Origin of the sequence: Micromonospora maris AB-18-032 (assembly GCF_000204155.1) — a bacterium.
GTDB classification, from domain to species: domain Bacteria; phylum Actinomycetota; class Actinomycetes; order Mycobacteriales; family Micromonosporaceae; genus Micromonospora; species Micromonospora gifhornensis.
Window position 1 is genome coordinate 4,772,224 of sequence record NC_015434.1, and the last position, 21,550, is coordinate 4,793,773.

Sequence of the window (21,550 nt, forward strand, 5' to 3'; positions counted from 1 at the left end):
GGTCGTCACGTCATTCGAGCCGGCACGTCAAACTGCCGTCGGGTCGATTCTCCCGATGACTACGACAACCTCGTACGTAACCCGGACCTTCCCGATCGGTCCTTACTATTCTCCGCGCCCCGTGAGATCGCGCAGCCGCCGGGTCTGCGCCTCCCGCTCGGCCCGCTGCTGCTCGGCATGGCTGCGCCCGGCAGCACCGGTGAGCAGCGCCTTGATCTCCACGACCGCGTTGCGGTTGTTGGCGAGCAGACCCGCGGCGAGATCCCGTACCGTGTCGTCGAGCTCGGCGTTGGGCACGACGACTGTGGCCAGCCCGATGCGGTCCGCCTCGGCGGCGTCCATCCGCCGGCCGGTGGCGCAGATCTCCAGCGCCCGGGCGTAGCCGACCAGTTCGACCAGGCGCTTGGTGCCGGCCAGGTCCGGCACCAGCCCGATCGTCGCCTCGGCCATGGACAGCTTGGCGTCGGTGGCCAGCACCCGCAGGTCGCAGGCGAGCGCGAGTTGGAAGCCGGCACCGATCGCGTGGCCCTGCACGGCGGCGATGGAGATGATGTCCGGCCGGTGCAGCCAGGTGAACGCGGACTGGTAGACCGCGATCCGGTCGGCGCACTCCGACTCGGGGAGGGCGGCCAGATCGGCGAAGGAATCCGGGCCGGAGGCACCCGCGACCGACAGGTCCAGTCCGGCCGAGAACGCGCGCCCCTCACCACGGAGGATCACGACGCGTACGTCGCCGGGCAGGGCCCGGGAGAATTCGCTCAGCGCGCGCCACATCGCCGGGGTCTGCGCGTTGAGCACGTCGGGCCGGCACAGGGTGACTGTGGCCACCGGCCCGTCGCAGTCCAGCCGGACCCCGGTCGCCTCGGTGGTCACCGGGCGGCCCGGGTCACGGCGATGGGCGCCGTCAACCGGCGCGTCATGCCTTCTTACGCCGTCGCGCGCCGCCGCGCTGCCGCAGCTGCACTCCGGACTCGGTGAGTACCCGGTGGATGAACCCGTAGGAACGGCCGGTTGAGGCCGCGAGGGCACGAATGCTCTCTCCCCCGGTGTACCGCTTGACCAGGTCCTTGGCGAGCGTCTGGCGCTCGGCTCCGACGATCCGGCGACCCTTCTCAGTGCTGGTGGCTGTGCCCGTGGCTGCCATGCTGTGTCCTCACGTCCCAGACTGTGCGGTTCGGATACGGTCCCACCTATTAGACCGTCTCGAACGATCATGCGCCAGATATCAACTATTCGCCAACCGACACGCTATGCAATGTCAGCTTCCCGATAGGTAACCCACCCCACCCCACCGGCCGCCCCGTTGATCAAGAGCTTTTCGTCTGATCCGAAGGCGATTTCAGACCCAAATTTCTTGATCAACAGGTGGGTGGGAATGGGTGGGTCAGGCGAGTTCGACGAGTTCGAGGAGGTCGTCGCTCCAGGCGTCCTCGTCGCCGTCGGGCAGCAGGATGGCGCGGTCGGGTTTGAGGGCGAGTACCGCGCCGGGGTCGTGGGTGACCAGGACGATCGCGCCGGGATAGCGGGCGATGGCGTCGAGAACCTGCTCCCGACTGACCGGGTCCAGGTTGTTGGTCGGCTCGTCGAGCAGCAGCACATTCGCACCGGAACACACGAGCGTGGCCAGGGCCAGCCGGGTTTTCTCCCCACCGGAGAGCACCCCGGCGGGCTTGTCCACGTCCTCGCCGGAGAAGAGAAACGCACCGAGGATCTTGCGCAGTTCGGTGTCGGTCTGTTCGATCGCCGCGGCCCGCATGTTCTCCAGCACGGTCCGCTGCACGTCAAGCGTTTCGTGTTCCTGGGCGTAGTAGCCCAGTCGCAGCCCGTGCCCGGGGTGCACCTCGCCGGTGTCCGGCTCCAGCAGACCACCGAGCATCCGCAGCAGCGTCGTCTTGCCGGCACCGTTGAGCCCGAGGATGGCCACCCGGGAACCCCGGTCCACCGCCACGTTGACGTCGGTGAAGATCTCCAACGAGCCGTACGACTTGGACAGGCCGGTCGCGGTCAGCGGGGTCTTGCCGCAGGGGGCCGGTGCGGGGAAACGCACCTTGGCCACCTTGTCGGAGACGCGTACCTCCTCCAGGCCGGACATCAGCCGCTCGGCCCGGCGGGCCATGTTCTGCGCGGCGACGGTCTTGGTGGCCTTGGCCCGCATCTTGTCCGCCTGGGCCATCAGCGCGCCGGCCTTCTTCTCGGCGTTGGCCCGCTCCCGGCGGCGACGCCGCTCGTCGGTCTCCCGCGCCTCCAGGTACGCCTTCCAGCCCAGGTTGTAGACGTCGACCACGGACCGGGTGGCGTCGAGGAACCAGACCTTGTTGACCACCGACTCCAGCAGGTCACCGTCGTGGGAGATGACCACCAGGCCGCCCTTGTGGTTGGCCAGGAAGCCACGCAGCCAGGTGATCGAGTCGGCGTCGAGGTGGTTGGTGGGCTCGTCGAGCAGCAGGATGCCGCCGCCGTCGTCGCCCGCGTCCCGGAACAGGATCCGGGCCAGTTCGATGCGGCGGCGCTGACCGCCGGAGAGGGTGCCGATGGTCTGGGCCAGAGCCCGATCGGGCAGCCCCAGGTTCGCGCAGATCCGCGCCGCCTCGGCCTCGGCGGCGTACCCACCGAGGGCGGCGAACTGATCCTCCAGCGCGCCGTAGCGGCGGACCAGCTTCTCGTCGCCGCCGTCGGCGAGCTTCGCCTCCAGGTCCTTCATGCCGGCCATCAGGGCGTCCAGGCCGCGGGCGGAGAGCACCCGGTCGCGGCCGGTGACCTCCAGATCGCCGGTACGCGGATCCTGCGGCAGATAGCCGACGGGGCTGCGCCGGTCGACCTGCCCGGCGTACGGCTGGCCCTCACCGGCCAGCACCTTGAGTGTGGTGGTCTTGCCGGCGCCGTTGCGGCCGACCAGGCCGATGCGGTCGCCGGGTTGCACCCGCAGCGTCGTGTCGGACAGCAGGATCCGGGCGCCGGCGCGCAGTTCCAGGCCGGTGGCAGTGATCATGTTTGGGGTACTCGCTCTCGGGATCCGGAGGGCTGACTCAGGGCACACGAAAGCGCCGGCGGATCGTGGTGACCCGTCGGCGCGGGGCGTTCAGCCTTCGCAGAGCAGCACGGCGACAAGTGTACTCGGCCCCGGTTGCCGGGCACCGGGGATTATCAACCAAGATCGTCGGGTACCGGATCGCCCACCGGATTCCGTTTCCGGCACCGCGACCACCCTCAACTGATCACCGACCGATCGGGGTCACCATGGAGCTGAACGAGAACGCCCGCATCGACACCAGCCAGATCGACGACCGACGCGGCAGCGGCGGAGGCGGCGGGATGGGCATCCCCATCCCGATCGGTGGCGGGCGGGGCGGCATCGTCGGGATCGTCATCGCCGTGCTGGTGGCCCTGGTCGGTGGTGGCCTCGGCCTGAACGCGATGACCGGCGAGGAGGGCGACAACGCCGCGCTGGAGCAGCGTTGCGAGGAGGCCCCGGACGCGCTGGAGCACCTGGACTGCCGCAACAACCTGTACGTCAACTCGATCCAGGCGTACTGGCGTACCGCCCTGCCGGAGGCGTTCGGTGAGCAGTACCGCCCCACCCGTACGGTCTTCTTCGATCGGGCCGTCAACACCGCCTGCGGCTCGGCCGACTCCGGTGTCGGCCCGTTCTACTGCCCGGCCGACTCGCTTGTCTACATCGACCTGTCGTTCTACGAGGTGCTCTCCGAGCAGCTCGGTGCCAGCGGCGAGTTCGCCCAGCCGTACGTGCTGGCCCACGAGTACGGCCACCACGTGCAGAACCTGCTCGGCACCAACGAGCAGGTCCGCCGCGCCCAGCAGCGCGACCCGGGCGCGGCCAACGAACTGTCCGTACGGCTGGAGTTGCAGGCCGACTGCTACGCGGGCGCGTGGGCCAAGAACGCCACCGGCACCGCCGACGACCGCGGTCAGAAGATCTTCACCAGCATCACCGAGCGGGACATCGCCGAGGCCATCGACACCGCCGAGGCGATCGGCGACGACGCCATCTCCGAGCGGGCCAACCGGCCGGTGAACCCGGACGAGTTCACCCACGGCTCGTCGGCCGACCGCAAGCGCTGGTTCAACCGGGGCTACGAAAGCGGCGACCCGGCCACCTGCGACACCTTCAGCGGCGCGGTCTGAGGCGGAGGACGATCGGGCAGCGGCGCGGTCTGAGGCGGGGGTGGTCAGGCGGGGTCGCGGACGAGGATGCGGACTGCACGGGCGGCGGTGGCCGCGTCCTGGAGCACCGCGTATCGGGGCTCGGGCACGTCGAGCAGCCGCTCGGCGCGCAACGCGGCCAGCGGGGCCAGTCTGCGGTCAGCGAGGATCCCGTCCACCGTCCGTCGGTCACCGCCGACGACCAGCGCGGCCAGGCGGCCGGCCTCCGGCAGCAGCAGCCGCACCGCAAGGTCCGCCGCCTCGCCCAGGGCCGCCTTGGCCTGGTTGTCCCGGCGGCGGGCGAACCGCTGCTGCGACCAACCACCTGCGGCGGTACGCCCCTGCACGTAACGGGTGTCCACCTTGTGCACCGGCAGCCGCTCCCCCTCGGCGACGCCGACGGCCACCGCGCCCTTACGGGCCAGCAGCAGCCCGATCCGGCGGGACGCCACGGCCTGCCCGACGAAGGCGTCCAGGTCGGGCGTCGCGGGTGCGCCCGGCGGGCGGTGCAGCTCGGCGGTGGCGCCGTCCGGGGCGGCCAGCAGCAGGCCGTACTCCTGGCCGGTGACGGTGGGCGGGCCGTGCCGGTCGGCGAAACCGGCGACCCAGCGTGCGATGCGGGCCGGGTCGACCTCGACCCACCGGCCGCCGCCGGCAGCGGGTCGACTGGTCATGCCCCGACCGTACGGCATCACCCCACGCGTCCCACCGCCACCGCGACGCTCACCGGGCTGCGGGCTGATCGGTGGCTGCGGTCGGCTGTGCGGGTACGGCGGGATCCTGCTGCGCCTCACCCGACGGCGCCGCCTGCTCCGGCACGGCGGCCTCACCCGAGGGTGCAGCCGGCGTCGACACCGCGGCCTCACCCGAGGGTGCAGGCACACCAGAGGGCGCAGGGGCATCGGAGGCGGCGGGCTTCTCCCCCGGGTTCGCCTGTGCGGCTGCGGCCCGGCGGCGACGGATCCGCAGGTACACCGTGACGCCGACCACCAGCAGTGCCGCGAGGAGCAGCCACGGCATCGCCCAGATGCTCTTGTCGGTGCGCACCGACGACAGGACGGTGCCGTCGGCCATGGCGGGAGTCAGCTCCACCTCGGCGGTCAGCCGTACCGCGGGCGGTACACCGGTGACCCGCTCGGTGATGGTGAAGACCGAGCCGGGGAGCAGTTCCGGCAGCGCCAGCCCTTCGCTCTGCGCCAGCTTCCAACCGAAGGGGGCCTTCACTGTCACTTTGCCGGTGCCGCCCAGACGGACGTTGCCGCTGTTGCGCAACCGGTAGGTGACCACCATGTCGGTACGGCCGAAGGGATTGATCGGCGTCTGGTATTCGATGTCCATCGACTCGACCGTCAGAGCGGGAGCGACATCGCCGGTGACCCGGAGGTAGACGCGGGCCGCGACCCGTCGGTCCATCTGGACCTGCTGCCCGTCGGCGGTGACACCGGTCTGCCGGACCGCGGCGATCACCCCGCCGATGTGGTCGCCCGGGGTGGCGTTGGTGGGCACGCTGATCTCGAACCGGATGTCCGCCCGCTTGCCCGGCTTGACGGTGACACTCTTCTTCTCGACACGGGTCCAGGAGCCGACGTCCGTGGGCTCCTGGTTCGCGGGCAGCAGCGAGAAGGCGCCGTCCACGGTGGTGAAGGCGTCCGTGGCGTACACCTGGAACGTCAGCGGCCGGTCGCTGAGGTTCGTCACCCCGACGTAGTCGAACAGGGTGCTGCCGGGAGCCACGTCGTAGATGAAGTGGTTACGTCCGGTCGGCCCCTTCGGGCCGGAGGGCTGCACCGAGAAGCGATCCACCTGCTGCCCGGCGCTGCTCCCGGTGGCGCCCGGCGCGGACGGGCTCGGGGTCGCCGGAGCGGCGGCGGCCGGCGGCGCGATGCTCAGTGCGAGCAGCGCCGCGCCGAGCGGTACGCCGATGCGCGTCGCGACCGCGACAAGGGACCGACGCGCCCGGGACGCCGTGGCGTCGGGCGCGGGTCGGAACCGGGACAGGAACGTTGCAGAGGGCATACCGGTGCTCCGGAAGATCGTGTGTTTCAGCGGGTCGGGACGGCGGGACGGGGTTGTGCCCCCGTCCCGCCACCGGTGGGGCGGATTGCTCCGCCCCACCGGAATGACCCGACTACCCGAACCTAGGAGAGGGTCAGGGTCAGGGTCGCGATGTAGTCGCCCGCCCGTGCGGAGGACGGCACACCGAGGTTGAGCTCAGCGTCACAGGTGAACACGCCACCACTGACCCCGGCAGCCGAGGTGCAGAGGGCACGTGCCTCACCCAGACCGGCGCCGGGCTCGGCGACGGCACCCGGGGTGACGACACCCTGGGTACCGATGAACCGCTCGGTCTGAGCCTCCGCCGACGGCACCCAGCCGAGGTTACCGGCAGCGATGCTGGCACCGTTGGTCGAGGTGAAGTCGGAGACCTGGCCGGTCAGGCTCCAGCCGGCGCTGGTGCCCCGCAGGTCCTCGACGGTGGCCTGGTTCAGCGCGCCGGTGGTGATGTCACCGAGGTTGACCGCCGGCAGGGCGACGGTCGAGCCGGCGACGGACAGCGCCAGCGGACCCGGCTTGACGGTGGTGGTGATCTGCTGCTGCGCGTCCCCACCGTTGAGCAGGATGGTGAAGTCGGCCTCGTTGACGGCGAAGAAGACGTTCCCCACCGCCTCGATCTTGATGCGAGCCTTGTCCGTCGAGACGTTCGGCAGGCGCACGTCGGCGCTGCCGTTGTTCGCGGTGCGCTCCGCCAGCACGTACGGGAAGGTCTCCCCGCCGTCGGCGGAAAGCGTGATCTTCACCTCGCTGACGTTCACCGGCGCCTGGTCGGTGCCGGCGACATCCCAGGTCACCGTCTGGGTCGAACCGCCGTCGAGGCCGGCGTCGGTGCCCTGCGAGGTGACCAGGAACGGCCCGGCCTGCGGAGCCAGGGCCACGGCGACGTTGGCGCTGCCCACGCCACCGCCACCCAGCCGCCCGTCGCGGGCAGTGAGCTTGAAGTTCATGGTCCGGTCATTGTTGAAACCGACCCAGTCCTGAGTGGGCAGGAACTCCGAGTAGCAGTCCACGATCTCCGCGGGAACGTTCGAGGCACTCCCGCTGGTCGGCGGCGCCGGTGCCACCGGGCAGGCGCCCGTCTTGGCGTTGGTGTTGCCGGCCAGGATCTGCTTCATGTCGGGGAAGACCCGGGTCGAGTTGGTGGTGACCACGTTCTGACCCGGCGAGTGGTACTGCTGGGCGTCCTCCGGCGTCACGTTCGCCGCCTCGCCGAAGACCCGGAACAACGGACCGTTGGTCTTGGTGTTGCTCATCAGTGCGGTACCGGCGGAGCCACCCCGGTCGTTCTGCTCCCACAGGTAGGTCAGCACGTCGCCGTCGGCGTCGGTGGCGCTACCGGTGAGCGCGAACGGGGTACGCACCGGGATCGTGACGCTGTCCGGCACGGTGACCACGGGAGCGTGGTTGGCCGTCTCCTGCACCAGGTGCCCGCCGTTGTCGATGGCGCCACCCTTGGAGGTCTCGCCGACGAAGCCGGAGGCACCGAAGACGTTGGTCAGGGCGAGCTGCTCGACGTTGGTCTGGGCCAGCGCGCCGGTGAACGTCACCTGGAAGCCGGTGTCGTTCAGCGTCCCGCTGCCGCCGAAGGCGGCGACGTTCACCGTGGCACCCGCCGGCCAGCCCGGGATCGCCTCGATCGCGGCCTTGATGCCGGCGGTGGTGTAGTTGACGCCACGCACGATCGGGGCCGAGTTCGCGCCACCGTAGCTGATCGTGAAGGAGTCACCGTCGGCGTCGAAGTCGAGCAGCGAAACGGTCTGCACCTCGTTGATCGCCGGCCGCGTCGCAGTGACGAAGGTCGTGATCTCGGTGAAGGTGCGGTGCGACCAGTACGGGTCGGTGTGCGGCTGGAGGTTGTCCTGCCGGCAGATGCCGGCGTACGCCATGATCGACGAACCGCTGCCCGGCTCGTACGAGTTGGCCGCGCTGCGGTTGCCGCCGGAGCAGTTGTGCTGGTTGCCGTTGAAGGTGTGGTTGCCGGCGAACTGGTGACCGATCTCGTGTGCGACATAGTCGACCGCGAAATAGTCACCGACCGGGTTCGGCAGACCGGTGCAACCGCGCGCCTTGCCGTCACCACCGACCACGCCGAGGCCGGCGATACCGCCACCGGCGAGGCCGAGGGCGATGTGTCCGACGTCGTAGTTGCTGGCGCCGACGATCTGACCGAGGACGATCCGGTTGCGGTTCAGCAGACCGCTGCTGCACCCGGCGAGCTGGGCCGGGGTGTAGCAGGGTGCCGCGCCACACGGGCCGTTGGGCTCGGTGGCCAGCGCCGGGGTGTTCAGGTTCGTCTCGTCGGTGGCGTTGACCAGGACGAGCCGGATCGCGGTCTCGTCCTCGTAGATCTGGTTGACCCGGTTGATCAGCGTCACCTTCGCCGCGGTCACGTTCTCCGCGCCGAAGTAGTTGGCGTACGACGGGTCGGTGACCATCGCGAGCCGGTAGGTCCGCAGCGACACCAGCGGGCCGATGGTCGGCTCCGCCTGGGCCCCGAGCTCTTCCTTCAGAGCGTGGGCCGCCGTCTCGACGTCCTCGTGCTCGTGGAATTCACCGTGGGTGTCCTCCAGGTCCTTGGCGAAGTAGCTCGCGTACAGGCTCTGGTCGCGGTGGTAGTACGGGTCGATGTACCACGTGCCGTCGGACGAGCGCACCGAGGCGTGGAAGCCCAGCGGGGTGAGGTCCGCCCGCACCGTCGCGGTCGGGTCGTCCACGCCCTTGCCCGCGTACGTGGTGATCTCCGGGTGAGCGGCGGCGAGGTCCGCTTCCATCACCGGCGACTCGACCAGCTCGAAGCGCTGGAACGTGCCGTCCGGGGCGGGCAGCGACACCAACTGCCGCTGCTGACGGGCGGCGAGGCGGTTCTCCGCCGGCGCCTTGTCCAGCAGGCTCTCGATGCCGGCCCGGTCGAGCGTGAAGGTCTTCTGCTTCTTCGCCTTGATGGCGGCCTTCTTGCCCGACTTGGTCGGAGCGGGCTTGCCGTCCACCTTGCGCCAGAGGCTCTCGCTCGACGGAGCCGCGACGGCAGCGGTGGGGGCGGCCAGGACCGGCAGCATCGCTGCGGTCAGCGCGGCGGCCAGGACGCCCGCCAGGCGACCACGACGTGGCGGGCCGTTGCTGCGCCCGCCCCGCGCTTGTGGGGTGAGGATGATCCTCAAGGTTGCTCCCAGCTGTGAAGGGGAATGACCAAACGTGCCCTCTCCTTCACTGATGGAGAGGGCAAGATGATCAGGGATTTGCCAGCACCCTAAACACGAGATGAATTCAGGGCATCGGACGGAAGGGTGAGGTCCACCTGGCAGGACGTTGGCCGACAGCCGCTCGGCAGTCAGGAATGGACCGTAGCTCCACTGATTCGGGCCTCAGCCATTACCGAACGGATGATCAAGCCCGACTGCGGGGACGACCATGATCCAACCGTTCGGCGCGTGGGACCGACCGTCCCTCCAGCAGCCTTCTTTACCTGGCTGCCACACGACCAACATGCAACCGTCACATCTGTGGTGTCCATCGCGGATGACGACCGTCACCACGGTCGTGACGACAGTCGCTTAGTGTCCATTCAGCAGCATGGCGACGGCGAGCGCGGCGATGATGGCGCTTGACGACAGCGCCGTCACCAGCCTGCCCCGCACCCCGGTGAGTACCCGCCCGACCATCGTGCCGCCTGCGGCGATCAGCAACTGCCAACTGGCCGAGGCGAGGAACACCCCGAGAGTGAACAGGGTCGCCAGGGCGAACCCCGAACCGCCGAGCTCCACCCGACCGAGCACCAGCGCCGTGAAGTAGACGACGGTGGCCGGATTGAGCAGGGTCAGCGCGAGGATCCCGGCGAACGCCCGGATCGGGGTGTCCAGGCCCCGCCTCGCAGCCCGGCCGACGCCCGCTGCCGGGTCGGCCGAACCGCGCGGCCGCAGCGCCCGCCACGCCCCGTAGCCGGCCAGGCCCAACAACACCGCCGCCGCGACCAGCCGCAGCGGCGTGGCGAACGGTGCCAGCCAGCCGGCGACCACGGCCCCGCCGAACGCCGCCACCCCGGCGTAGATCCCGTCGGCGGTGGCCACCCCGAGCGCGGCGGACGCACCGACCCGGAACGAGGTCCGCGCAGCGAGCCCGAGGATGAGTACGGCGATCGCGCCGACCGGAATGGCCACACCGTAGCCGGCGACCACACCGGCCAGGAACGCGCCGGTCACGACGGTCGACAAGGGATCGAGACGAAACGTGCCGAGTCCCGCTGTCGACCCGCGACGATGGTCACGGCGACCGGGGACGACTCATTCGGAAGCGCCTCGCACACGGACATGATCTTGCACGAGGCGGCCGCCTCACGCCAGCGGTTAAACATCCCGCGAATCAAGGGCTGACCTCGGCAAACCCACGCAAAGACGCCCGGAGCACCGGCCGTGGCCGGTGCTCCGGGCGTCTGGATATCCGCCTCAGACGTTGAAGCCGAGGGAGCGGAGCTGATCCCGACCCTCGTCGGTGATTTTGTCCGGTCCCCACGGCGGCAGCCAGACCCAGTTGATCCGGATGTCGTTGACCAGACCGCCACCCGGGCCGGTGGTCAGGGCCTGGCGGGCCTGGTCCTCGATCACGTCGGTGAGCGGGCAGGCCGCCGACGTCAGCGTCATGTCCAGGGTGGCCACGTTCTCGTCGTCGACGTGCACCCCGTACACCAGGCCGAGGTCGACCACGTTGATGCCCAACTCCGGGTCGACGACGTCCTTCATCGCCTCCTCGACGTCGGCCACGGCGGCCTTGCCGCGCGCTGCCGTGCCGTCGGCAGCGGGCGTCGCCGACGCATCGGTGGCCGGCGTCGCCGCGCTGTCGGTCGCCACGGCGCCCGACTCCGGCGTGCTGGTTTCCTCGGTCATGCCTTCACCTCCGTCGGGCTCGCGCCCACACCGGCGCGTGCCGCAGCGTCCTTGAACGCCATCCACGGCAACAACGCGCACTTGACCCGGGCGGGATAGCGGGCGACACCCTCGAACGCCACCCCGTCGCCGAGCACCTCCTCGTCCGGCGTGACCTGGCCACGGCCGGACATCAGCGCCACGAACGCCTCGTGCACCTGGAACGCCGCTGCCGCCTCCCGGCCGGTCAGCAGCTCGTGCAGCACGCTGGCCGACGCCTGGCTGATCGAGCAGCCCATGCCGTCGTACGACACGTCGTGCAGCACCTCGCCGTCGGTGGCCACCCGGACGGTCACCTCGTCACCGCAGGTGGGGTTGACGTGGTGCGCCTCGGCCACCCGGTCGGTCGGCTCGGCGGCGTCGCGCAGCCCGCGCCCATGCGGGTGCTTGTAGTGATCCAGGATGATCTCCTGATAAAGAGCATCAAGTTGCATCAGGCTGAGCTCCTGTCGACTCGCGGACTCCTGCGTCGCCGCTCACTCGAACACCTTCCGCACCTGCTCCAGGCCCGCCACCAGGGCGTCGATCTCCTCGGTGGTGGTGTAGAGGTAGAACGAGGCCCGGGTCATCGCCGGCACCCCGAAGCGGGTGCAGACCGGCCGGGCACAGTGGTGGCCCACCCGCACCTGCACACCCAGGGAGTCGAGCACCTGCCCGACGTCGTGCGGATGCACGTCGCCGAGGGCGAAGGAGATCGTGCCACCCCGGCCGACCGGCACCTCCGGGCCGAAGATCCGCAGGCCGGGCACGCTACCCAGAGCATCCAGGGCGTACGCGGTCAACTGCTTCTCGTGCCACTGGATGGCCCGCATGTCGAGCGCGGTGAGGTAGTCCACGGCCGCACCCAACGCGACCGCCTCGGCGATCGGCGGGGTGCCCGCCTCGAACCGGGCCGGCGGCGCGGCGAACGTCGAGCCGGCCAGCGTCACCGTCTCGATCATCGAACCACCGCCGAGCACCGGCGGCATCGCGGCGAGCAGTTCCGACCGCCCCCACAGCACCCCGATGCCGGTCGGGCCGCACATCTTGTGCCCGGTGAAGACGATGAAGTCCGCGTCCAGGTCGACCACGTCGATCGGCATGTGCGGCACGGACTGCGAGCAGTCCCACAGCAGCAGCGCACCGACCTCGCGGACCCGCTCGGTGATCCGCGCGGTGGCGTTGACCGTGCCCAGGATGTTTGACATGTGCACCAGCGAGACGATCTTCGTCCGCTCGGTGACCAGGTCCGTCAGCCCTGACTCGTCCAGCCGGCCCTGCTCGGTGACCGGGAACCAGCGCAGCGTCGCGCCGGTGCGCTCGGCCAGCAACTGCCACGGCACGATGTTCGAGTGGTGCTCCATCTCGGAGATGACGATCTCGTCACCCGGGCCGAGCCGGAACCGAGGGTCGGCGTCCGCGCGCAACGAGGCGTTGGAGAAGGCGTACGCCACGATGTTGATCGCCTCGGTGGAGTTCTTGGTGAACACCACCTCGTCGACGCTCGGCGCGTTGATGAAGCCGGCCACCTTCGCCCGGGCCGTCTCGTACCCCTCGGTGGCCTCGGTGCCCAGCGTGTGCACCGACCGGGACACGTTGGCGTTGTGCTGCTCGTAGTGCTCGCGCAGCACGTCGAGCACCTGACGCGGCTTGTGCGAGGTGTTGGCGCTGTCCAGGTAGACCAGCGGATGGCCGTTGATCTCCCGACCGAGGATCGGGAAGTCGGCGCGTACCGCCGCCACGTCGTAGCGCGGCACGTCGTCGTACTGCGGCATCCCCGGCGGGATCGCGATGGTGGTCATCGTCGTGACCAGCCTTTCCTTGGGATCAGGCCCGCGCCGAACCGGCCCCGGCCACGTACCGCTCGTAGCCCTCTTCCTCAAGCTTGTCGGCCAGCTCCGGGCCACCCTGCTCGACGATCCGGCCGGCCACGAAGACGTGCACGAAGTCCGGCTTGATGTAGCGCAGGATCCGGGTGTAGTGGGTGATCAGCAGCAGGCCGGTGTCACCGGTGTCACGTACCCGGTTCACGCCCTCGCTGACCACGCGCAGCGCGTCCACGTCGAGGCCGGAGTCGGTCTCGTCGAGGATGGCCACCTTCGGCTTGAGCAGCTCCAGCTGCACGATCTCGTGCCGCTTCTTCTCACCACCGGAGAAGCCCTCGTTGACGTTGCGCTGGGCGAACGCCGGGTCCATGTGCAGGCGCTCCATCGCGCCGCGCAGCTCGGCACCCCAGGTCCGCAGCTTGGGCGCCTCGCCGTCGATGGCGGTCTTGGCGGTACGCAGGAAGTTCGCCACCGACACACCGGGCACCTCGACCGGGTACTGCATGGCCAGGAAGAGGCCGGCGCGGGCCCGCTCGTCGACGGACATCTCCAGCACGTCGACGCCGTCGAGGGTCACCGAACCGCCGGTGATCTCGTACTTCGGGTGACCGGCGATCGAGTACGCCAGGGTCGACTTGCCGGAGCCGTTCGGGCCCATGATGGCGTGCGTTTCACCCGAGCGGACGGTCAGGTCGACACCGGCCAGGATCGGCTTGAGCTCACCCTCGGGCAGCTTGACCGACACCTGCAGGTCACGGATCTCCAGGGTGCTCATTATCGGGTCACTCCATTGCTCGGCGTCAGACTGACGTAGATGTCGCCGTCGCGGACTTCGACGGGGTAGACAGGGACGGGTTCGGTCGCGGGCAGGCCGGTCGGCTCGCCGGTACGCAGGTCGAAGCGGGAGCCGTGCAGCCAGCACTCCAGCGTGCAGCCCTCCACCTCGCCCTCGGAGAGCGCCACGGCGGCGTGCGAGCACTCGTCGTGCACGGCGTAGAACTGGTCGTCCTCGCCGTGCACCAGCGCGATCTGGGTGCCCTCGACATCGGCGCTGATCGCGGTGCCCTTCGGCACGTCCTCGACCGCACAGATCCGGATCATCAGGCGCCCGCCTTGGTGAGCCGCGCCTCGATGGTCTCCCCCAGCCGCTCTCGCAACTCCTCGACCGGGATCTTGTTCAGCAGCTCGGCGAAGAAGCCGCGCACCACCAGCCGGCGGGCCTCGGCCTCCGGGATGCCTCGGGCCATCAGGTAGAACAGCTGCTCGTCGTCGAAGCGGCCGGTGGCGCTGGCGTGACCGGCGCCGGCGATCTCGCCGGTCTCGATCTCCAGGTTCGGTACGGAGTCCGCCCGCGCGCCGTCGGTGAGCAGCAGGTTCCGGTTGATCTCGTACGTGTCGGTGCCGGTCGCCTCGGCCCGGATCAGCACGTCACCGACCCAGACGGTGTGGGCGCTGGCGCCCTGCAACGCGCCCCGGTAGCCGACGTAGCTGCGGCAGTCCGGCACGGTGTGGTCGACCAGCTGGCGGTGCTCCAGGTGCTGGCCGGAGTCGGCGAAGTAGACGCCGTACAGCTCGGCCTCGCCACCCCGGTCGGTGTACTCGACAGTGGTGTACTGCCGGACCAGGTCACCGCCGAGGCTCACCTGCACGTGCAGCACCCGCGCGTCGCGACCCAGCTTCACCTTCAGGTGCTGGGCCTGCACCGCGTCGTCGGCCCAGTCGGCGACGGTGACCAGGGTCAGCTTCGCCCCGTCCCCGACGGTCACCTCGACGTTGTCCGCCAGCGTCGCCGAACCCACGTGCTCCAGCACCAGGATCACCTCGGCGAACCGGCCCACCTCGACGACGGTGTGCCCGAAGGCCAGACCCTCGCTGCCCTCGCCGACCACCCGCAGCACGGCCGGGCCGCTGACCACCGCGTCCTGGGCCACCCGCACCAGCAGCGCCTGCTCGACGCCGCCGTAGGCAAGCGCGCTGACCCGGTCGAACGGGGTGAGCACCGTACCGACCCGCGGGTCGTCGCGGCCGATCCGCTCCACCAGCACGCCCTCGGGCAGGTCGGCGTACTCGTGCCGGACCGTGCCGGTGGCGATGCGATCGTCGCCGACCAGCCCGCGCAGCCGCTTGAGCGGGGTGAATCGCCACTCCTCCTCCAGGCCGGTCAGGGCCGGGAAGTCGGCGACGTCGTACGAGCGCAGCGCCTGCGACTTGGTGGTCGGCGGCGCGGAAGCCTGGATAGTCATCTCGTCCTTGGTCTGTTCTTGCGACGACGGTGAAGGTGCTGGGGTGGCGGGCCGGGCGCGTGCCGGCCCGCCGGGCGGGGTCAGCCGACCGCGCCCTCCATCTGCAGCTCGATCAGGCGGTTGAGCTCCAGGGCGTACTCCATCGGCAGTTCCTTGGCGATCGGCTCGATGAAGCCACGCACGATCATCGCCATCGCCTCGTCCTCGCTCAGGCCCCGGCTCATCAGGTAGAAGAGCTGGTCCTCGCTGACCTTGGAGACGGTGGCCTCGTGCCCCATCGAGACGTCGTCCTCGCGGATGTCGACGTACGGGTAGGTGTCCGAGCGGGAGATGGTGTCCACCAGCAGGGCGTCGCACTTGACCGTGCTGGCGCTGCTGTGCGAGCCCTCCAGCACCTGCACCAGGCCCCGGTACGAGGTCCGGCCGCCACCCCGGGCGATCGACTTCGACACGATGGTGCTGCTGGTGTGCGGTGCCGCGTGCACCATCTTGGCGCCGGCGTCCTGGTGCTGCCCCTCGCCGGCCATGGCCACCGAGAGCACCTCACCCTTGGCGTGCTCGCCGGTCATGTAGACCGCCGGGTACTTCATGGTCACCTTGGAGCCGATGTTGCCGTCGATCCACTCCATGGTCGCGCCCTCGTGGCACACCGCGCGCTTGGTGACCAGGTTGTAGACGTTGTTCGACCAGTTCTGGATGGTGGTGTAGCGGCAGCGGGCGTTCTTCTTGACGATGATCTCGACGACCGCGCTGTGCAGCGAGTCCGAGGAGTAGATGGGCGCGGTGCAGCCCTCGACGTAGTGCACGTACGCGCCCTCGTCGACGATGATCAGCGTCCGCTCGAACTGGCCCATGTTCTCGGTGTTGATCCGGAAGTACGCCTGCAGCGGGATCTCCACCTGCACGCCCTTCGGCACGTAGATGAACGAGCCACCGGACCACACGGACGTGTTCAGCGCGGCGAACTTGTTGTCGCCGACCGGGATCACCGTGCCGAAGTACTCCTTGAAGATGTCCTCGTGCTCCTTGAGGGCGGTGTCGGTGTCGAGGAAGACGACACCCTGCTCCTCCAGGTCCTCACGGATCTTGTGGTAGACCACCTCGGACTCGTACTGCGCCGCCACACCGGCGACCAGCCGCTGCTTCTCCGCCTCCGGGATGCCCAGCTTGTCGTAGGTGTTCTTGATGTCCTCGGGCAGGTCCTCCCAGCTGGTGGCCTGCTTCTCGGTGGACCGGACGAAGTACTTGATGTTGTCGAAGTCGATCCCGGTGAGGTCGGCGCCCCAGGCCGGCATCGGCTTGCGCTCGAACAGCCGCAGGCCCTTCAGCCGCAGGTCGAGCATCCAGGCCGGCTCGTTCTTCTTGGCCGAGATGTCCCGCACCACCGCCTCGTTGAGGCCACGCTGAGCCACAGCTCCGGCGACGTCCGGGTCGGCCCAGCCGTACTCGTAGTTACCGAGGGCGGCGAGCTGCTCCTCCTGGGTCAGGGGCTGGACGATCTGCTCGGTCATCTATCTGTCCTCACAGTGGTGACGGTCATACCGGACTGGGCAGGCGGCGAACCGGGAATGTGCGTGGTGCACACCCCGTCACCGTGCGCGATGGTGGCCAAACGTTGCACGTGCGTGCCGACCAGGCGGGAGATCACCGTGGTCTCGGCCTCGCACAGCGCAGGGAACTCGGCGGCCACGTGCGCCACCGGGCAGTGGTGCTGACAGAGCTGGCCGCCGGAGGCGATCGTGGACGCACTCGCAGCGTAACCCTCGGCGGTCAGCGCGGCGGCGAGAGCCTCCGCCCGCGCCATCGGCTCGTCCCCGGCGTCGGCCAGGGCTGCCTGGCAGCGCGCCTCCAGGGCGGCCACCTGCTCGGCGGCGAACTCCTCCACCGCGCGCGGGCCACCGGTGCGGGCGATCCACCGCAGCGCGGCGGTGGCCATGTTGTCGTAGTGGTGGGTGCCGCAGCGGCTGCGCGCGGCATCGGTCAGCAGGAACACCTTGGCCGGACGACCCCGCCCCCGGTGACCGCGTACCGTCTGCTCGCGGGCGATGACGTCACCGTCGGCGAGCATCGCATCGAGGTGCCGGCGGATCGCCGCCGGGCTGAGCCCCAGCGCGCCGCCCAGCTGGGCGGCGGTGGCGGCACGGCGCTCCAGCAGCAGCTGGGTGACCCGGCTCCGGGTCGACAGGTCGGCGCTGGGAGCAGCATCCGCACCCGGCCGGGTGGAGGCGGGTGGCGTCGAGCGGTCGGCGACCGAACCGGCCGCCGACGGGTGCTCGGGGAACCCTGCCGCCTTTTTCACAACGCCCACGTTACGTAATTCGATCAGGCCCTGCAAACGGGGGTCCGGTGATCCGAGCCACCGAAAGGGCGGAGTCACCCGATCGGGGACAACTACGGTGCGTAGGATTCGCTCCGTGAAGCGACCTGCCCGGTTCCCGGTCTCCAGCACGCTGCTCCGCCGCCTCGCGTTCGCCAACATCGTGGCGAACGTGGTGATCGTCGTCACCGGCGGGGCGGTCCGGCTGACCGCCTCGGGCCTCGGCTGCCCCACCTGGCCCCGGTGCACCGATGATTCCTACACCACGACGGCCGAGATGGGCATGCACGGGGTGATCGAATTCGGCAACCGGCTGCTCACCTTCGTCCTGGTGCTGATCGCCGGCGCCACCCTGCTGGCCGTCCTGGCGCACCGCCCGCGTCGGCGGGGAGCGCTGCCCCTGGCGCTGGCCGTCGTGCTCGGCATCGTGGCGCAGGCCGTGATCGGCGGCATCACCGTACGCACCCAGCTGCACCCCTCGATCGTGGGCATCCACTTCGTGGTCTCGATGCTGCTGCTGCTCGTCTCGTACGCCCTGTGGCGGCAGGTACGCGAACCCGACGGCCCCAAGGTCGTCCTGGTCCCCCCGGCGCTGCGGGCCCTGACCTGGATCACGGTGGTGGTCAGCGCGGCGGTGATCGTCGTCGGGGTGCTGGTCACCGGCAGCGGCCCGCACGCCGGAGACGCCGACGCGGTCCGCAACGGCCTGGACCCGCAGACCATCTCGCAGGTGCACGCCGACCTGGTCTTCCTGCTGATCGGCCTGACCGTCGGCCTGTGGCTGGCGCTGCGCGCCCTCGGCGCCCCGGCCGGGGCGGTACGGGCCGTCCGCACCCTGCTGCTCGTCGAGCTGGCCCAGGGCGTGATCGGCTTCGTGCAGTACTTCACCAACCTGCCGGTGCTGCTGGTGGGCGCCCACATGCTCGGCTCCTGCCTGGTCTGGCTGGCCACCCTGTCGGTGCTCTGGTCGATCCGCGAACGCCGCCCCGCACACCCCGACCACCCGGCCACGCCGCCCGCAAGCGTCACCCCCGCCCAGGAGCCGGTCACCGCCCACGCCTGACCCGCCCGAGCCTGACCCACCCGAGCCTGACCACGGCCGGCGCTGGGATCGCCGCAAGATCACGCTCGATCCCGGATCGAGTGGCCTTCCTCGGGATCAAGGCCACTCGATCCCGGATCGAGCAAGCCGACTCCGCCCCGCCCGCCCCTCACCGACGAAGTCGGGCGATAGGGGCGAGCGGGGCGGAGGTCAGGGGCCGCGTCAGGTGGCCGCGTGGGTCAGGTGGGTGTGGATGGCCTCGGCGAGGCGGTCCGGGGTACCTGGCGCGTAGCCGAGGAACAGGGACGGCTCGGTCAGCTCCAACTCCACAAGCACCGGCGTGCCGTCCGGGCCGGGGATCAGGTCCACCCGGGCGTAGAGCAGGCGGTCCGTCCCGCCGGGCACCACGGCCAGGGTGCGCTCGGCCACCGCGAGCTGGTCCGCGGTGGCGGTACGCGGGCTGATCTCCTCGGGCTTGTAGAGCCCTTCCGTACCCAGGTCGGGACCGGACAGCATGGGCCCCTTGCGGATGGCGTGGCTGAACGCCAGCCCCTGCGGGCCGGCGAAGTAGAGCAGCGCGGTCTCCCCGGCGGCGTCCACCGCGCTCAGGTACGGCTGGATCATGGCGATCCGACCGGCGTCGCCGAGCCGGCGTACGTGCGCCACGGCGAGTTCCCGGTGCTCCGGATCGGCCATGTCGTAGCGGCCGGTGTCCTGGCTGCCGGCGCTGATCGACGGCTTGATGACGTACTCGCCGTCGGCGGGTGGCTGCCACGACTCACCGGGCAGCACCCAGCCGGTCGGCACGGTCGGCACCCCGGCGGCGCGCAGTTCGTCGAGGTAGCGCTTGTCGGTGTTCCAGCGCACCACGTCGGCCGGGTTGACCAGTCGGGGCACCCCGGCCGCCCAGGCGACGAAGTCGTCGCGGCGGGACATGTAGTCCCAGGGCGAGCGGAGCACGACCAGGTCGTAGCCGGCCCAGTCGACGGCCGGGTCGTCCCAGACGACCGGTTCGGCGGCGATGTCGCGGGCGGCCAGCGGTGCGATCACGAGGCGATCGTCCGCTTCGAGTTCGGCGAATTCGGTACAGGTGACGAGAGCGACCCGGGGTTTCCCCCGGGCCGGCTGGTGGTGGTCGGTCAATTTATCTCAACGGGCCATCGTGCGACGGGCCATCGAACGCCAGAGGTCGTTGCTCGGGCGCATCTGGTCCATCAGTTCCCGCTCCCAGGCGTTCTCCACGGCGACCCCGGCCTGCGCGCAGGCCTCCCGGGCGACGACCGTGTCCTCTGCGAACTGGTCTCCCCAGGCACCGTCCGAACCCACCAGGACGATCCGGGCACCGCGCTTGCCGACGTACTCGATGACCGCTTTCGCCCCGCCATGTCCGGCGGCGAACGACCTGATCCCCGCGACCAGCCCGTTGGGGGCCGAGCCGGAGGGGGTCTGTTCAGCCGTCAGCGTCGTATCGGAACCATCTGCCATAACGCGAAGCCTAAGCAAACAAGGGGCCGTAGGTAGGAGAACCGTAAGCTTTTTGTGATACCGATAACGCCAAGGTTTAGGGAAACGGGATACCTTTTCGCCCGTATTTATCCGGGCTAAATCGGCCATAACCACCGGTCAGATGGGGCTCAATCGGCCGGGAACACGCAGAATCCGTCGCGGCCTACCTACGGCGACAATTCAGACACGCACATCGACTGATACCACTTGATAAGAAGGAATCCTTCCTATACTGCGGTGCCGAAACGGGCCTTACCGGGGCGTCTCGGCGGAATCGCGCCTCAGAGGAGCGCGTCGAGGGCGGCAGCGGCGAAGACGATGGTCAGGTAGGTCGTGGACCAGTGGAACAGCCGCATCGGCTTGACCGCCTCGCCCCGCCGGGCCCGTCCGGCCAGCTTGTGCGCCTCCACGATGAAGATCGCGCCCACCACCAGCGTCGGTACGCCGTACACCGGGCTCAGGCCCAGCGCCCAGACGGCAAGCGAGGAGAGCACCGTCAGCCAGGCGAAGAACACGATCTCGGCGTTCACCCGCCGGACGGAGGCCACCACCGGCAGCATCGGGATGCCGGCACGGGCGTAGTCGTCCTTGTACTTCATGGCCAAGGGGTAGAAGTGCGGCATCTGCCAGAAGAAGACCACCGCGAACAGCGCCCAGGCCACCGGCGACAGCGAACCGGTCACCGCCGCCCAGCCGATCAACACCGGCGCGGCCCCGCAGGCCCCGCCCCAGAAGGTGTTCGCCGTGGTGGTCCGCTTCAACCACAGCGTGTAGACCAGGTCGTAGTAGACGATCGCGGCCAGGGTCAGCCCGGCGGCGAGCAGGTTGGTGAAGGCCGCCATCAGCACGACCGAGACCACCGCCAGCACCAGACCGAAGATCAGGGCGTTCCGCGGCGTCACGGTGTGCGCGGGCAGCGGCCGACGCTTGGTCCGCCGCATCACCTGGTCGATGTCGCGGTCGATGTAGCAGTTGAGGACGCTGGCGGCACCGGCGGCGAGCGAGCCGCCGACGAGCACCACCGCGACCAGCCACAGCGACGGCAGCCCGCCGTGCGCGAGCATCATCGCCGGCACGGTGGTGACCAGCAGCAGCTCGACGATGCGCGGCTTGGTCAGCGACACGTACGCGGCCACCACCGCCCGCACGTCGCGGGACCGGGCCGGCGAGTCCTCCGCCGAGCACACCGGCGACTCCCCGGCAGGGTTACTGACCGGGCGCTCGGTGATCATGCTCACGGATTGCCACCTTCCGGCGTCGGCAGGGGAGATCGAGGCGGTCGGACCCGTCGGATCCACACACAACCGCCCCACACACTACGCGTTGTCGTTTTGGCTGCCCGGGCGACCCGGCAACGGTGCGAACCGTCACACCGAAGGCTGATCGTCCCAGCTGAACCGGGCGGCCGGGCCGAACCGTACAGACCAGCATGCTGAGATCCTCGGGCGCACGTTCCGGGACGCTCGATAGGGTCACCAGTGAGGGTTCCGCCCATCTCGCCGAGG

Annotated in this window: 20 protein-coding genes; 2 read left to right on the plus strand and 18 right to left on the minus strand. The window is 69.9% G+C overall.

From position 1 onward, the window contains the following. Positions 1–105 precede the first annotated feature (105 nt). The 3 genes from VAB18032_RS20985 to VAB18032_RS20995 form a co-directional block, all read right to left on the minus strand. Positions 106–873, minus strand: a complete 768-nt coding sequence (locus tag VAB18032_RS20985; RefSeq protein WP_013734924.1) for an enoyl-CoA hydratase/isomerase family protein — start codon at positions 871–873, stop codon at positions 106–108. Between the two features lie 43 nt (positions 874–916). Next, complete coding sequence (locus VAB18032_RS20990; RefSeq protein ID WP_007072022.1) at positions 917–1,144, minus strand: helix-turn-helix domain-containing protein; 228 nt, start codon at positions 1,142–1,144, stop codon at positions 917–919. Between the two features lie 240 nt (positions 1,145–1,384). Then, positions 1,385–2,989, minus strand: a complete 1,605-nt coding sequence (locus tag VAB18032_RS20995) for an ABC-F family ATP-binding cassette domain-containing protein (RefSeq protein WP_013734925.1) — start codon at positions 2,987–2,989, stop codon at positions 1,385–1,387. Positions 2,990–3,237: 248 nt separating this feature from the next. Between VAB18032_RS20995 and ypfJ the strand changes: the two genes are divergently transcribed. Then, on the plus strand, positions 3,238–4,143 hold the full coding sequence (gene ypfJ / locus VAB18032_RS21000; RefSeq protein WP_013734926.1) for a KPN_02809 family neutral zinc metallopeptidase: 906 nt from the start codon (positions 3,238–3,240) through the stop codon (positions 4,141–4,143). Positions 4,144–4,187: 44 nt separating this feature from the next. Here ypfJ and VAB18032_RS21005 read toward each other — a convergent pair whose 3' ends face one another. The 12 genes from VAB18032_RS21005 to VAB18032_RS21060 all read right to left on the minus strand — a co-directional run bounded on the left by VAB18032_RS21005 (position 4,188) and on the right by VAB18032_RS21060 (position 17,365). Continuing rightward, positions 4,188–4,835, minus strand: coding sequence for an acVLRF1 family peptidyl-tRNA hydrolase (locus VAB18032_RS21005; protein ID WP_050814775.1), 648 nt, complete (start codon positions 4,833–4,835; stop codon positions 4,188–4,190). A 49-nt stretch (positions 4,836–4,884) separates the two neighbouring features. Next, positions 4,885–6,177, minus strand: a complete 1,293-nt coding sequence (locus tag VAB18032_RS21010) for a WxL protein peptidoglycan domain-containing protein (protein WP_013734928.1) — start codon at positions 6,175–6,177, stop codon at positions 4,885–4,887. A gap of 122 nt (positions 6,178–6,299) precedes the next feature. Further along, entirely contained in the window at positions 6,300–9,374 is a 3,075-nt protein-coding gene (locus tag VAB18032_RS21015) for a M12 family metallo-peptidase (RefSeq protein WP_232510837.1), read from the minus strand. A gap of 393 nt (positions 9,375–9,767) precedes the next feature. Next, on the minus strand, positions 9,768–10,424 hold the full coding sequence (locus VAB18032_RS21020) for a LysE/ArgO family amino acid transporter (protein WP_013734930.1): 657 nt from the start codon (positions 10,422–10,424) through the stop codon (positions 9,768–9,770). 231 nt (positions 10,425–10,655) lie between these two features. Further along, on the minus strand, positions 10,656–11,093 hold the full coding sequence (locus VAB18032_RS21025) for a metal-sulfur cluster assembly factor (RefSeq protein ID WP_013734931.1): 438 nt from the start codon (positions 11,091–11,093) through the stop codon (positions 10,656–10,658). Further along, positions 11,090–11,566 carry a Fe-S cluster assembly sulfur transfer protein SufU gene (gene sufU, locus VAB18032_RS21030; protein ID WP_013734932.1) on the minus strand — a complete coding sequence of 159 codons (477 nt, stop codon included), beginning with the start codon at positions 11,564–11,566 and terminating at the stop codon, positions 11,090–11,092. Before sufU ends, VAB18032_RS21025 begins: the two co-directional genes overlap by 4 nt. 42 nt (positions 11,567–11,608) lie before the next feature. Then, a complete protein-coding gene (locus VAB18032_RS21035) occupies positions 11,609–12,913 on the minus strand; it encodes a cysteine desulfurase (protein WP_013734933.1) in 1,305 nt (434 codons plus the stop codon). A gap of 25 nt (positions 12,914–12,938) precedes the next feature. Next, on the minus strand, positions 12,939–13,712 hold the full coding sequence (gene sufC / locus VAB18032_RS21040) for a Fe-S cluster assembly ATPase SufC (protein WP_013734934.1): 774 nt from the start codon (positions 13,710–13,712) through the stop codon (positions 12,939–12,941). Then, complete coding sequence (locus VAB18032_RS21045) at positions 13,712–14,038, minus strand: non-heme iron oxygenase ferredoxin subunit (protein WP_013734935.1); 327 nt, start codon at positions 14,036–14,038, stop codon at positions 13,712–13,714. Before VAB18032_RS21045 ends, sufC begins: the two co-directional genes overlap by 1 nt. Further along, positions 14,038–15,180, minus strand: coding sequence for a Fe-S cluster assembly protein SufD (gene sufD / locus VAB18032_RS21050; RefSeq protein WP_013734936.1), 1,143 nt, complete (start codon positions 15,178–15,180; stop codon positions 14,038–14,040). The genes VAB18032_RS21045 and sufD overlap by 1 nt, the downstream gene beginning before the upstream one ends. 80 nt (positions 15,181–15,260) lie before the next feature. Then, positions 15,261–16,691, minus strand: coding sequence for a Fe-S cluster assembly protein SufB (sufB, locus tag VAB18032_RS21055; RefSeq protein WP_013734937.1), 1,431 nt, complete (start codon positions 16,689–16,691; stop codon positions 15,261–15,263). Continuing rightward, on the minus strand, positions 16,688–17,365 hold the full coding sequence (locus tag VAB18032_RS21060) for a helix-turn-helix transcriptional regulator (protein ID WP_232510902.1): 678 nt from the start codon (positions 17,363–17,365) through the stop codon (positions 16,688–16,690). The genes sufB and VAB18032_RS21060 overlap by 4 nt, the downstream gene beginning before the upstream one ends. Positions 17,366–17,576: 211 nt before the next feature. On the opposite strand from VAB18032_RS21060, the gene VAB18032_RS21065 reads away from it, so the two are divergent. Continuing rightward, complete coding sequence (locus VAB18032_RS21065) at positions 17,577–18,560, plus strand: COX15/CtaA family protein (protein WP_081476176.1); 984 nt, start codon at positions 17,577–17,579, stop codon at positions 18,558–18,560. A gap of 201 nt (positions 18,561–18,761) precedes the next feature. Here VAB18032_RS21065 and VAB18032_RS21070 read toward each other — a convergent pair whose 3' ends face one another. The 3 genes from VAB18032_RS21070 to VAB18032_RS21080 all read right to left on the minus strand — a co-directional run bounded on the left by VAB18032_RS21070 (position 18,762) and on the right by VAB18032_RS21080 (position 21,283). Beyond that, a complete protein-coding gene (locus VAB18032_RS21070) occupies positions 18,762–19,682 on the minus strand; it encodes an ATP-grasp domain-containing protein (RefSeq protein WP_013734940.1) in 921 nt (306 codons plus the stop codon). Between the two features lie 6 nt (positions 19,683–19,688). Then, positions 19,689–20,024, minus strand: coding sequence for a hypothetical protein (locus VAB18032_RS21075; RefSeq protein ID WP_013734941.1), 336 nt, complete (start codon positions 20,022–20,024; stop codon positions 19,689–19,691). A 302-nt stretch (positions 20,025–20,326) separates the two neighbouring features. Beyond that, positions 20,327–21,283 carry a heme o synthase gene (locus VAB18032_RS21080; RefSeq protein WP_013734942.1) on the minus strand — a complete coding sequence of 319 codons (957 nt, stop codon included), beginning with the start codon at positions 21,281–21,283 and terminating at the stop codon, positions 20,327–20,329. Between the last annotated feature and the right edge of the window lie 267 nt (positions 21,284–21,550).

Bases quoted from the DNA above. Each gene is read 5' to 3' on its own strand.
- VAB18032_RS20990 (WP_007072022.1), bottom strand. From the start codon at position 1,144: ATGGCAGCCACGGGCACAGCCACCAGCACTGAGAAGGGTCGCCGGATC.
- VAB18032_RS20995 (WP_013734925.1), bottom strand. From the start codon at position 2,989: ATGATCACTGCCACCGGCCTGGAACTGCGCGCCGGCGCCCGGATCCTG.
- ypfJ (WP_013734926.1), top strand. From the start codon at position 3,238: ATGGAGCTGAACGAGAACGCCCGCATCGACACCAGCCAGATCGACGAC.
- VAB18032_RS21005 (WP_050814775.1), bottom strand. From the start codon at position 4,835: ATGACCAGTCGACCCGCTGCCGGCGGCGGCCGGTGGGTCGAGGTCGAC.
- VAB18032_RS21010 (WP_013734928.1), bottom strand. From the start codon at position 6,177: ATGCCCTCTGCAACGTTCCTGTCCCGGTTCCGACCCGCGCCCGACGCC.
- VAB18032_RS21025 (WP_013734931.1), bottom strand. From the start codon at position 11,093: ATGACCGAGGAAACCAGCACGCCGGAGTCGGGCGCCGTGGCGACCGAC.
- sufU (WP_013734932.1), bottom strand. From the start codon at position 11,566: ATGCAACTTGATGCTCTTTATCAGGAGATCATCCTGGATCACTACAAG.
- VAB18032_RS21035 (WP_013734933.1), bottom strand. From the start codon at position 12,913: ATGACCACCATCGCGATCCCGCCGGGGATGCCGCAGTACGACGACGTG.
- sufC (WP_013734934.1), bottom strand. From the start codon at position 13,712: ATGAGCACCCTGGAGATCCGTGACCTGCAGGTGTCGGTCAAGCTGCCC.
- VAB18032_RS21045 (WP_013734935.1), bottom strand. From the start codon at position 14,038: ATGATCCGGATCTGTGCGGTCGAGGACGTGCCGAAGGGCACCGCGATC.
- sufD (WP_013734936.1), bottom strand. From the start codon at position 15,180: ATGACTATCCAGGCTTCCGCGCCGCCGACCACCAAGTCGCAGGCGCTG.
- sufB (WP_013734937.1), bottom strand. From the start codon at position 16,691: ATGACCGAGCAGATCGTCCAGCCCCTGACCCAGGAGGAGCAGCTCGCC.
- VAB18032_RS21075 (WP_013734941.1), bottom strand. From the start codon at position 20,024: ATGGCAGATGGTTCCGATACGACGCTGACGGCTGAACAGACCCCCTCC.